This is a genomic window from Polaribacter reichenbachii, assembly GCF_001975665.1.
GTDB lineage: Bacteria > Bacteroidota > Bacteroidia > Flavobacteriales > Flavobacteriaceae > Polaribacter > Polaribacter reichenbachii.
The window spans coordinates 721,470-733,933 of sequence record NZ_CP019419.1 but is presented as its reverse complement, the minus strand read 5'-3'; the positions used below and the strand labels follow the sequence as shown (position 1 = coordinate 733,933).

Genomic DNA, 12,464 nt, shown 5'->3' with positions numbered 1-12,464 from the left:
AATTATTTTTTCCTTTTCCCTTCATCAGTAAAATTATCGCTTAAAGCACGTTCAGTTTTTATAATAGAAACTAAAATAGATAGCATTACTAAAACCATGGGTTCCCAAGAAATTTCTTTAGCAGAAAACTGAGCCAATAGCAAACCACCTAAAAAAGATATTCCTGAATAAAAAAGAAGTGATTTATTAAAGTTAGTGTTTGCAAAATCCCAAATATCTTGATTTTGCATTGCTTTAAAAGTTCGATAACCATAAAAATTATTGATTTTTTTTGGTGGGAATTTCCAAAAAATAACACTCAATAAAAACAACAAACCATTTGTGGTTAGCACATATATATAAGGACTCATTTTTGTCTATTTTTTAAATTAGCTTCTTATTGCAAACTGCAACTGAATATTAAACTAACATTTACTTTTTAGGTCTCAATAAACCTTCTTGTGTTAAAGATGCTACCAATTTACCATCTCTTGTAAAAATATTTGCTTTACACAAACCTCTTGCGCCATAGGTATTTGGCGATTCTGCAGAAAAAAGCATCCAATCATTAAAATCAAAATCTCTAAAAAACCACATAGAATGATCTAAACTAGCAGTCATCGTATTACCAAAATTATAATCTTTTGCATTCGGATTAAAAGCAGCATTTAAAACATTGTAATCAGAAATATAGGTTAAAATTTGATGTTTCATTTGGATGTCCATTTCTGGAATATCACCTTTTAACTTAAACCAAACTTCTTCTTTCGGAGCTCTATTTTTGGGGGCTAAAGGATTAGGAACAACTACAGGTTTAAAAGCAATAGGTCTTTCTATACTTAAAAAAGATTTCATACTTTTAGGTAAGAAATCACCTAACTGAACAATCATATCATCCCAACTTAATAACTCTTCTGGTTGTTTAATGTCTGTTTTCATTGCTACTTGGTGCTCAAAACCTTCTTCTTTTTTATGAAAAGAAGCTGCTAAAATAAATATGGTTTTATTATTTTGGCTTGCTGTAACTCTTCTTGTAGAAAAACTACCACCATTTCTAACTTCAGCAACATCATATGTAATCGGAATCGTTAAATCTCCTGGTTCTAAAAAGTACGAATGCAAAGAATGTAAAAAGCGGTTTTCTGGTATGGTTCTGTAAGCAGAATGCACAGCTTGTGCTAATACTTGCCCACCAAATACTATTGCGCTTCCTATGGTTACACTTTCTCCTAAAAATTTATTTTCTTCTAATTCTTTTAAAGATAAAAGTGATATTAATTCTTTACTGTTATTCATTAATTTTTCAATTTAAATGGAAAATTTTGACGAAAAGGTGTAGGTTGTACACGTTGCAAAAATAACTTTAAAATTTTATTTGTGATGCTTTTTTTATGACGAAGATACATTGTTAGATCTTGTGGTTCTGCACCAATAGAACTCTTAATTTCGCTAGCAGTTCTTCCAAAATTAATGATTTTTAGCTTTTTACTGATGGCAATTTCTACATAGTCGTACAATATTCTTTGGTAAATGGCGTGTTTTTTATTTAGTTGATAATCAATACCAACAAAATGGGCGTCTAAAGATTTTTGGTTAATAACACCAGACATAAAACCAACAATTTTATTATGAAACCAATAGGTTTTTAAAATGTAATTATCGCCTAATTTTGATTTGAAACCTTTATAGGTTTCTAAATTAAAATTCGCCAAATTAAAATCTGCTTTAGAGGTAACTTTCTCGTACAAAGAAGTCATTTTTGGAAGCATTTTATCAATATTATCTAAAGTAACATCTTCAATTTTAAGATTTTCACTTAAGGAGAACGCTTTTTTTGCTTTTACCCTAAATTTTGTTTTCATTACAGCTAAATAATCATCAAAAGTTTGCCAGTTTTCTTGTAGTTTGAGTTTCATATTCGGTTCTACAGAAAAAGGATGGTAATTAAAACCTTTTAATTCGTCAGTTATAAATAAAGATTCTTTTACAAAGTCTTTAATTAAAAAAGCGTCAATTTTTTTCTTAAGACCTTTATTTAAGTTTAAAAAATGATTTATGCTTTCTGCTAATTCTTTTAGAATTGCATTTTTATCTTGATTTTGTTTGATATAAACGCCATGTTCTCCGCTCACAAAAATGTTTCCACAGATTAATAATTTTAACGGTTTATTATCTGGAATAATATGCATTTTTTTACCAATGTTTCTTAAAAATTCTAAATCATTTTTAATAAAATTTAAATGAAAATCAACAATTTTAAGATTTGCAATTGCAGTTGGTTTTTTATCATCATCAATTAATACAATATAGGTAAAAGTAATTTCTGGATGATTTTTTTCTAAAGACTTTAAATAATTAGGATGAAAATAAAAGTTTTGTGTACAATTTAAATCCTGCCAAATTTCAGTAGGAATTTCATCAATAGAAGAAAAAAATAATGCAGTATTTGTATTCGTATAACAGATCAAATAATTATGAAGATATTTACTATTAAACCATAAAATTAGCCTTTATCTTTTATTAAAAGAAGATAAAGGTGCTAAAAAAATATGGTTTAATAAAAGTTACCTTATTATTGTCGTTTTTTTCTTTTTATACTTTCTTCCATACCATAATAATATTCCTGTTACAGGTAAAGTTGCTGTAAGTAAACTGATGATAAAGGCTATTATTTTTCCTGTAATTCCGCCAATTGCACCAATATGAATGTCGTAATACATTCTTAATATTTTATCTGGCACAGTTGCGTTTTTATATTTGCCATAAATAGCATCTACTTCTATTTCTTTTAGTGTATTTTGGTCAAAAAACCGAAAATCAGAATCATAATATACATCACTACTATTCGAAACTTCTACATATATACTTTGTGTTTCTGTTTCTGGGTAATGCAGTTCAAAGCCATCTGCATCCGGATTTTCTTTTTGCAGTTTAGGTATTAATAAATCTATAGGTTTAGCTGTTTTAGCTATGGTCGTTGAATCTATATTTTTAGGAACTTCGAAGAAAACAGTTTTTTGACCTCCTGTAGATTTGTATACCACGTATTTAAGCCAATTGTATGAGATCATAGTACCTGTAAAGGCTATAACTAAAGCCAAAGAACAAATATAAAAACCGGTTACAGTATGTAAATCGAAGTTTTTTCGTTTCCATTTTGTGGTTTTTTTCCAATCAAACTTTAAACGTTGTTTTAAGTTTTTCCGCTTTTTAGGAATCCAAAGTATAAAACCAGAAATAATAATTAAAATAAAGATTAAAATAGAAGCACCAACAACTTGTTCGCCAATATCTTTGGGCAACCAAACTCGCATATGCCCTTTTAAAATAATGGCAAAAAAACCAGTTGTATGATCATCTACTTGAATAATTTTACCAGAATATGGATTTAAAAAAATACTTTGATAAAATTCGGGTTCTGCATCATAAAAAATAACTTCTACAGCGTTGTTTTCTTTTTTAAAAACTGTGCCATGTACTGTGTTTTCTGGAAAAACTTTTTGTGCAATTTCCTTGGCTTTTGTAACTGTAATAACCTTTTCATTTCTAAGAGGTACTGTCTTATAATCGTCGTATAAACTTTCTATTTCTTCTCTAAATGCCCAACAACAACCTGTAATTGCAACTATAAAAACAACAATACCAGTTGTTAAACCTAAAATTTTATGAAGTTGAAATATGAGTTTTTTTGTTTTCATTTTTGTTTTAATTAACAGCAAAAGAGCATCATAAAATGATGCTCTTTATTGGTGTAGTTTATATTTAAAATTTATAGGTAAAATTGGCTAAAATTGCTCTTGGAGATTGCGGGTTTATGGTTGTCCAACCTTTATAATACTCTTTATTAAACAAGTTGTTTGCTTTTAAACCAATTCTATATTTTTCTGCTTGATAAAAAAGTGATGCATTTGCAATGGTGTAACTTGGTAAAATAAAATCGCCTGTAGAAACATAGTTTATTGCAAAACGATCGCTTGCTCCGTTAAAACCAAAGCCAAGACCAAAACCTTTTAAACTACCCTCTTGAAACTCGTAGTTTGCCCATAAATTGTATAAAGTTTCTGGACCTGCTTCTAAAGGTCTTTTGTTTAAAATTTCTGTATTATCCGATTTTGTGGTTTCGCTATCATTATTGCTAAAACCAGCTCTAATATTTAAACCATGAACAGGGTTTGCATTTATTTCAATTTCAAAACCTTTGCTTTCAACTTCTCCTCCTTGTATTTTGTTAAATGGGGAAGATGGATCTGTAATAACTCTATCTGTAACTTTAATATTATAATAACTTAAAGTTGCATTAAATCTATTGTTAAAAAGGTTTGTTTTTACACCAAACTCAAATTGATTTGCTTGTTCTGGTGTAAATGTTTCTAAAGTTTGAGCACCAGCACTTGGGTCTCCAACCAATTGTGGAGCTACATTTGTAAATCCGTTTTGATAATTGGTAAATAAAGATAGTTTGTTCTGTATTGGTTGATACACCAAACCAACTTTTGGAGATAATGTTGTTTGATTATAATCATCATCTGGATTAGTAACATCACCTTCATTTTCAAATCGATCTAAACGTAAACCCACCATTGCAGAAAAATTATGAGTTAAATTAATTACATCAGAAACGTATAAACTATAAATTTCATTTTTAGATTTAGAGTTATTTACACTTTGCGATGCTAAAACAGCATCAACACCAGAGGTAGAAAGTGGATAAGTGTCTGTTTCTACGCTTGGAGTAAAGGGATTATCTCCATTTGTTGTTCCATCAGGATTTACATTTCCGTAAAAAGCATACCCTGAGCTATTGTCTGTTTGAGTTGCTGTATAATAATCTAAGCCAATTACCATTCTGTTTCTTAAAGAACCTAAATTAAAATCACCAATAAAATTTTGCTGAATATCTGTGGTTTGGGTATTAGCATTTTGTTTATTGATGTATCTAGAAAATGTATCAGTTGTAAACGTTCCAAAATCATAAACATAAGAATAATATCCTTTTGTTGATGTTGTACTTTTAGATAATAAAGTTTGAGATTTCCAGCTATCAGACAATTTATAATCCATTTCTATTCTATAATTCTGATTAGGATTTTCTAAACTTAAATCGTTACTTGTAAAAGAAAATTTATTGTTGTAACCTAATTCTTCTAGATTGGTTGCGTTTTGTGGAGCAGCTCTGTTTAAAAACAAAAACGTAGGATTTGTTTGTTCTGCTTGTGTTACTTCTGCATAAAAAGAGAAAGATAGTTTGTTATTTACTTTATAAGAAACAGAAGGAGCTACAAAAAATGATTTCATAAAACCAGCATCTTGCCAACTCTGCTGAGAAGTATAAGCGGTGTTTAATCTAAAATAAATATTATCTTCTTCGCTTAGAGCAGTATTAAAATCTCCTATAATTTGGTTTAAACCAAAAGAACCAGAAGTAAAAGAAATCTGACCACCAGTACCAACAAAAGGTCTTTTGGTAACTACATTTATTAAACCACCATAAGAACTAACAGCATTTCCAAATAAAGTTGCAGATGGTCCTTTTAACACCTCTATTCTTTCAATATTTGCAGGGTTTATGGTTCCGTTTGTTAAACCTGGTAAACCATTAACTAATTGAGGTTGTACAGAAAAACCACGTAAAGAGTAATAACCAGCACCATCTCCACCACGTCCTGTAGATGTCCAAAGTTGTTCAATTCCTGCAGTGTTTTTTAAAGCATCATCAAAATTTGTAACTAATTGTGATTCTAATAATTCATTTGTAACTGTGCTGTAAACCTGAGTGTTTTCTATATCTTTTAATGGTAATTTAGCTACATAAGCAGTTTCTTTTCTAGAAAACTTATTCGTTCTATTTCCTTGGATAATGATTTCATTTAAAATTTCATTTCCTTCAAATAGAGTGATGTTTCCTAAATTTTTTTGTTCGCTATTTAAAACAGATACAATGATTTCTTTTGTTTTGTATCCTAAATAAGAGATGGTTAGTGTATAGTTTCCTTTTTCTAAATTTTCTATGGTAAAGCTTCCTTGTTCATTAGTTTGTGCTCCCTTAGTGGTGTTTTTTATAATAACATTAACTTCAGAAATTGGTTCTTTAGAGTTGTTAGTGATAATACCTTTAATTGTGGCTTTTTGAGAATATGTTATAAAAGTTGTTAAAAATACCAAAAAAGTAAATAGTTGATTTTTCATTTGTTTTTATTTAGACTTAATATAAATAATATGTTTTGGCAAATGTATTTTAGAGAATTGAATCTTGCAAGTTATTTATAATAATTCTAAATAATATTTTAATCTGAAATTTATAGTTGTTAAAATTGGTCTTTTTTTAACAAAATATTAAATAGTTGCATATGCAACTAAGGGGTTGGTTTATTTATTTTTGCAGCGTGAAAACAAAAGATTTACATATTGATTTTGAGAATTCTATTGGGCCTTGGTTAGGTAGAACAGGCAAATTGGTAGATTATTTTTTTCAGGAATCTTTCAATGCTAATGATTTAGATTTAACCAAAGAACAAATGATTGTTTTAAAAAAATTAACATTTCAAGATGGTTTAAATCAAAATGAATTGGCTTTTTTAACGCTAAGAAATAAGTCTTCTTTAACCCGTTTGTTAAAAAAAATGGAAAAGAAAAATTATATTTTTAGAAAGCAAAGTAAAGAAGATAAGCGAATTAAAAATGTATACTTAACCGATTATGGTGTAGAGGTATATGAAAAAACAAAACCTGTTATTCAGAATCTAATAACCACAATGGAACAAAATATTTCACAAGAAGAAAAGCAACAAATAATTCAAATATTCAAACAAATACAAATTAACTTTCACTCTAAATTAGAGCACATTTAACTAATCATATATGAGAAAAATAATACTTGCTGCACTAGGAATTGCTGCCATTGTAGGAGCAATTTTTTTAGGTAACTATTTAATTGATAAAAATCAGAAACCTAAACCAAAATTTAAGAAACAAATAAAAACTGTTTTTGTAGAAGATGTAGAAAATAAATCAATTCCTATTGTTTTATCTGCAAGTGGTAATTTAACAGCTAAAAATAAAATTGAGATTTATTCTGAAGTTTCTGGTGTTTTAAAACCTTCTAAAAAGTTATTTAAAGCGGGTTCTAATTACTATAGAGGCGAAACTTTATTAAGCCTAAATAGCGATGAATTTTACGCAAGTATCCAATCACAAAAAAGTAATTTATATAATTTAATTACCTCAGTTTTACCAGATTTAAGGTTAGATTACCCATCAGAATTCCCAAAATGGGAAAAATATTTACAAGGTTTTGATATGAATAAAACCACACCTAAAATCCCTGAATTTTCTTCGGATAAAGAAAGATATTTTATTTCTGGTAGAGGTATTTTAACGGCTTATTATAACGTAAAAAACTTAGAAGTTCGTTTAACCAAATATCAAATAAGAGCACCTTTTTCTGGTATTTTAACAGAAGCTTTAGTTAGTCCAGGTTCTTTGGTAAGAGTAGGTCAAAAATTAGGAGAATTTATAGATCCAAGTGTTTACGAAATGGAAGTTTCTATAAATGCTGAATTTGCAGACTTGTTAAAGGTAGGTAACTCTGTTGCGCTTTCTAATTTAGAAAAAACAAAAGATTATACAGGTAAAGTGGTGCGTGTAAATGGTAAAGTAGATCAAGTTTCACAAACTATTAAGGTGTTTATTGATGTTAAACATACAGATTTAAAAGAAGGGATGTATTTAGAAGCTAATTTGGTTGCTAAATCAGAAACAGAAGCTATTGAAATCCCTAGAAAATTATTGGTAGATAATTCAGCAGTTTATACTGTAAAAAATGATAGTGTTTTAACGCTTTCTAAAATAGATCCTGTTTATTTTGGGGCAGAAACTGTGGTAATAAAAGGCCTTAAAAATAACGACAAATTATTGTCGCAAACTTTACCAGGTGCTTTTGATGGTATGATTGTAAAAATTAATAAAAAGTAATTATATGAAAAAAATAATTACGTATTTTATAAAATACCCTGTAGCCGTAAATGTAGTAATTATTGCATTTATCATCTTTGGGGCAGTAGGTATATTTAGTATGAAATCTTCCTTTTTTCCATTGGTAGATTCAGAACTAATAAATATTTCTTTAGCTTATCCTGGTGCATCTCCTGCAGAAATGGAAGAAGGTGTTGTGCTAAAAATCGAAGATAATTTAAAAGGAATTGTAGGTGTAGAAAGAGTAACTTCTGTATCTAGAGAAAATTCTGCAACTGTAAGTATAGAAGTAGAAAAAGGCAAAAATATAGATGTTGTTTTATCTGATGTTAAAAATGCAGTAGATAGAGTTCCGTCTTTTCCTTCTGGTATGGAACCTGCAGTTATTGCTAAGGTAGAGAGTATTAGACCAACCATTAGTTTTACGGTTAGTGGTGATAACCTTTCTTTAAAATCGATAAAACAATATGCAAGAAATGTAGAAAATGATATTAGAGGTATGGAAGGTATCTCTCAAGTTTCGCTTTCTGGTTTTCCTGATGAAGAAATAGAAATTGCAGTAAGAGAAAATGATTTACGTGCTTACAATTTATCGTTTGCAGAGGTTTCTAGTGCAGTTACAAATTCTAATATTTTAATAACAGGTGGTAATATAAAAACCTCAGAAGAAGATTATTTAATTAGAGCAAGTAATCGATCTTATTATGGTTTAGAACTACAAAATTTAATTGTTAGAACAGAAACTAATGGTAATATTATTCGTTTAAAAGATATTGCAGAAGTTAGAGATACTTGGTCAGAAACACCAGATAGATTGTATTATAATGGCAATTTAGCCATAGATATTACAGTAAGCAATACCAATAACGAAGATTTAATTTCTTCTGCGGATAAAATTAAAGAGTATATTCATAAATACAATCAAGAAAACCAAAATGTAAAATTAAGCGTTACTAGCGACAGAAGTTTAACCTTAAATGGTAGAACAAAATTATTAGTAGAAAACGGAGTTGTAGGTATACTTTTAGTATTATTTTTCTTAGCACTCTTTTTAAATTTACGTTTAGCAATTTGGGTAGCATTTGGTTTGCCAATCGCATTTTTTGGAATGTTTATTTTCGCAGCTCAATTTGATGTAACTATAAACGTATTATCTCTTTTTGGGATGATTATTGTAATTGGTATTTTGGTTGATGATGGTATTGTAATTGGAGAAAATATTTATCATCATTATTACGATTTAGGGAAAACTAAAATACGAGCGGCAATAGATGGAACAATGGAAGTTATTCCACCAATTGTATCAGCAATTTTAACTACAATTATCGCTTTTTCTACCTTCTTTTTTGTAGATGGTAGAATAGGTAGTTTTTTTGGTGAAGTATCTACAATTGTATTGTTAACGCTTACAGTTTCTTTAATAGAAGCCTTAATTATTTTGCCTGCTCACATTGCCCACTCTAAAGCTTTAGACAGAAAAAGATTAGAAAATGGCGAAAAGAAAAAAAGCAACAAACTAGACGATTTCTTTAACAAAGTAAATAGTGGTGCAGATGCATTTTTAATGAAAATTAGAGATAATTACTATATGCCTTTTTTAAGGTTCAGTTTACAGAACAAAATTTTTGCTTTTGGTATTCCTATTGGGTTGTTAATTTTTAGTATTCTAGCTATGAATGCAGGAATTATAAAACAATCATTTTTTCCAAGAGTAGCAAGTGATCAAGTAAAGATTACGTTAACTATGCCTCAAGGTACTAACGAAAAAATTACAGATTCGATTATTTCATCCATAGAAGAAAAAGTTTGGCTAATTAATGAGGAATATTCTGCCAAACAATCTGGAGACTTTGATGTTGTAGAAAATGTAATAAAAAGAGTTGGGCCAGGTAGTGCAAATGCAACTTTAAGTGTTAACCTTTTACCAGGTGAAGCTAGAGATTTTTCATCACCAGAAATAACAAATGCTATTAGCGATAAAGTAGGTAAAGTTTATGGTGTAGAAAGTTTAGTTTTTGGTTCTGGTGGTAATTTTGGTGGTAGCCCAGTTGCGGTTTCTTTATTAGGTAATAATATTACAGAATTAAAAGCTGCCAAAGAAGAATTAAAATTAGTTTTAGAAAATAATTCGCTTTTAAAAGATATTTCTGATAATGATCCTGCAGGGATTAAAGAAGTAAAAATTACTTTAAAAGACAACGCTTATTTGTTAGGTTTAAACCTACAATCTGTAATGGCACAAGTGCGTTATGGTTTCTTCGGATTACAAGCACAGCGTTTTCAAAGAGGGCAAGACGAAATTAAAATTTGGGTTCGTTATGATAAAAAAGACAGATCATCGATTAAAAATTTAGATGATATGCGAGTAATAACTCCAACAGGAACAAGAATTCCGTTTTCTGAAATTGCCAATTATACTATTGCAAGAGGAGACATTGCTATTAATCACTTAGATGGTAAAAGAGAAATACAAGTTACTGCAGATTTAAGAGATTTAGAAACCAGTGCAACTGAGATCTTAGATGATATAAAAACTAAGGTTATGCCAGAGATTTTATCTAAATATCATACTGTAACTCCTCTTTACGAAGGTCAAAATAGAGAAGCTAAAAAAACAACAGATTCTGTAAACTTAGTTGGACCAATAATTTTACTCTTAATTTATATTGTAATTGCGTTTACATTCCGTTCATATAGCCAGCCAATATTATTAATAATAATGATTCCTTTTAGTATGATTGGAGTTATTTGGGGGCATTTTATTCACGATTTTTCAATTGGTATTTTATCATTCTTAGGTATCATTGCTTTAGTAGGTATTATGGTAAATGACGGTTTGGTTTTAATTGGTAAATTCAATGCTTATTTAAAAGAAGGTATGAAGTTTGATGATGCACTTATTGCAGCAGGTCAATCTCGTTTTAGAGCAATTTTCTTAACTTCTTTAACTACTATTGCTGGTTTAGCGCCTTTAATGTTAGAGAAAAGTAGACAAGCACAATTTTTAATACCAATGGCAATATCTATTTCTTATGGTATTGCAATTGCTACAGTTTTAACTTTGGTAATGTTGCCCTTATTATTATCGGTTTCTAACTCTATGAAAGTAGGAATTAAATGGTTAAAAACAGGTGAAAAGGTTACAAAAGAAGAAGTAGAAAGAGCAATTATAGAATCTAAATTCGATGAAAATGAAGATCATTAAAAACACAATATTATTAGTCGTTTTTTTATCGACTTTACAAGTTTTTTCTCAAGAAATATTAACAAAAAAAGAAGCATTAGCAATTACTCTAGAAAATAATTTCGGAGTTAAAATTGCCAATAATAATTTAGAAGTAGCTAAAAATAATACAAGTATTTACAATACTGGTTTTTTACCAACAGCTGCAGTATCATCTGGGGCAAATTATAGTAAAAATAACCAAACGATTACCAGTCAAGCAGGTGAGTCTACAACTGTAAATGGTGCTGTAACAAAATCGTACAATGCTTCTTTGAGTTTAAATTATACCATTTTTGATGGTTTAGGTAGAAAGTATAATTATCAACAATTAAAAGAAACCTATAATTTAACAGAATATCAAGCCAGAGAAACTATAGAAAATACCTATTTACAGTTGTTTACAGCATATTTTCAAATTGCAAGATTATCAGAAAACAAAGAAAATTTATCAGAAGCTTTAGCCATTTCTAAAAAACGTTTGCAGCGTGCTCAATATCAATACGATTATGGGCAAACCACAAAATTAGAAATGCTAAATGCAGAGGTAGATGTAAATAATGATAGCATTACGTTAATTACTGCTAAACAGCAGTTAAACAATGCTAAACGTGGTTTAAACATCATTTTAGGAGTTGAAAAAGCAGTAGATTATACAGTAGAAACTGATGTTAATTTTGCGAATATGATGAATTTTGATGAGCTACAAGCTAAAACCTTAACGAACAATTCACTTTTAAAACAAAATGAACAAAACATTGCGATTAGTGAGTTTAACATCAAAATAAATAAAGCCAATTATATGCCTTCTTTAGATTTTAGTACATCTTATGGATGGAACAAAAGTGAAAACCCAGCAACATCTTTCTTAGCAGGTTCTACATCTACTGGTTTAAATGCGGGTTTAAGTTTATCTTGGAGTTTGTTTGATGGTGGAACAACAAAGACAAATGTTGCAAATGCTAAAATAGCTTTAGAAAATCAGCAAATTTTATTAGAACAACAAAAAGTTACCATAGAAAATAATTTAAAAAACACTTGGGAAAATTATAATAATCAGTTGTTTATAATTGGTGCTCAAGAAAAAAATGTGGCAACTACACAGAATAACTTCGAAAGAACAGAAGAACGTTATAAACTTGGGCAAGTAACATCTATAGAATTTAGACAAGCTCAAATTAATTTAATTAATGCAAAAACAGCACTAAATAACGCAAAATTTGATGCTAAATTAATAGAATTAGAGCTATTACAATTAAGTGGAGATATTTTAAATGTAGATTTTTAAAAG

General features: G+C 29.1%; 9 protein-coding genes. 4 read left to right on the top strand and 5 right to left on the bottom strand.

Translation table 11 applies throughout. The annotated features are described in order from the left end of the window. Positions 1-2: 2 nt before the first annotated feature. From BW723_RS03205 to BW723_RS03185, 5 genes are all read right to left on the bottom strand, one after another. Positions 3-350: an SdpI family protein gene (locus BW723_RS03205; RefSeq protein WP_068362375.1), complete on the bottom strand. Its 348-nt coding sequence runs from the start codon at positions 348-350 to the stop codon at positions 3-5. Between the two features lie 61 nt (positions 351-411). Next, positions 412-1,275, bottom strand: a complete 864-nt coding sequence (locus BW723_RS03200) for an acyl-CoA thioesterase (protein WP_068362377.1) — start codon at positions 1,273-1,275, stop codon at positions 412-414. Continuing rightward, positions 1,275-2,447, bottom strand: coding sequence for a peptidogalycan biosysnthesis protein (locus tag BW723_RS03195; RefSeq protein ID WP_226789213.1), 1,173 nt, complete (start codon positions 2,445-2,447; stop codon positions 1,275-1,277). Before BW723_RS03195 ends, BW723_RS03200 begins: the two co-directional genes overlap by 1 nt. A 96-nt stretch (positions 2,448-2,543) precedes the next feature. After that, entirely contained in the window at positions 2,544-3,677 is a 1,134-nt protein-coding gene (locus BW723_RS03190; protein ID WP_068362385.1) for a PepSY-associated TM helix domain-containing protein, read from the bottom strand. A 64-nt stretch (positions 3,678-3,741) separates the two neighbouring features. Next, positions 3,742-6,165 (bottom strand): TonB-dependent receptor, encoded by a 2,424-nt coding sequence (locus BW723_RS03185; RefSeq protein WP_068362388.1) that lies wholly within the window; start codon positions 6,163-6,165, stop codon positions 3,742-3,744. A gap of 197 nt (positions 6,166-6,362) precedes the next feature. Between BW723_RS03185 and BW723_RS03180 the strand changes: the two genes are divergently transcribed. From BW723_RS03180 to BW723_RS03165, 4 genes are read left to right on the top strand one after another with little or no spacing between them, the layout of a single operon-like run. Beyond that, entirely contained in the window at positions 6,363-6,827 is a 465-nt protein-coding gene (locus BW723_RS03180) for a MarR family winged helix-turn-helix transcriptional regulator (RefSeq protein ID WP_068362391.1), read from the top strand. Positions 6,828-6,837: 10 nt separating this feature from the next. Next, positions 6,838-7,950, top strand: a complete 1,113-nt coding sequence (locus BW723_RS03175) for an efflux RND transporter periplasmic adaptor subunit (RefSeq protein WP_068362394.1) — start codon at positions 6,838-6,840, stop codon at positions 7,948-7,950. Between the two features lie 4 nt (positions 7,951-7,954). After that, entirely contained in the window at positions 7,955-11,155 is a 3,201-nt protein-coding gene (locus tag BW723_RS03170) for an efflux RND transporter permease subunit (protein WP_068362397.1), read from the top strand. Then, positions 11,142-12,461 (top strand): TolC family protein, encoded by a 1,320-nt coding sequence (locus tag BW723_RS03165; RefSeq protein WP_068363585.1) that lies wholly within the window; start codon positions 11,142-11,144, stop codon positions 12,459-12,461. The genes BW723_RS03170 and BW723_RS03165 overlap by 14 nt, the downstream gene beginning before the upstream one ends. The last annotated feature ends 3 nt before the right edge of the window (positions 12,462-12,464 follow it).

Bases quoted from the DNA above. Each gene is read 5' to 3' on its own strand.
- BW723_RS03205 (WP_068362375.1), bottom strand. From the start codon at position 350: ATGAGTCCTTATATATATGTGCTAACCACAAATGGTTTGTTGTTTTTA.
- BW723_RS03200 (WP_068362377.1), bottom strand. From the start codon at position 1,275: ATGAATAACAGTAAAGAATTAATATCACTTTTATCTTTAAAAGAATTA.
- BW723_RS03190 (WP_068362385.1), bottom strand. From the start codon at position 3,677: ATGAAAACAAAAAAACTCATATTTCAACTTCATAAAATTTTAGGTTTA.
- BW723_RS03185 (WP_068362388.1), bottom strand. From the start codon at position 6,165: ATGAAAAATCAACTATTTACTTTTTTGGTATTTTTAACAACTTTTATA.
- BW723_RS03175 (WP_068362394.1), top strand. From the start codon at position 6,838: ATGAGAAAAATAATACTTGCTGCACTAGGAATTGCTGCCATTGTAGGA.
- BW723_RS03170 (WP_068362397.1), top strand. From the start codon at position 7,955: ATGAAAAAAATAATTACGTATTTTATAAAATACCCTGTAGCCGTAAAT.
- BW723_RS03165 (WP_068363585.1), top strand. From the start codon at position 11,142: ATGAAGATCATTAAAAACACAATATTATTAGTCGTTTTTTTATCGACT.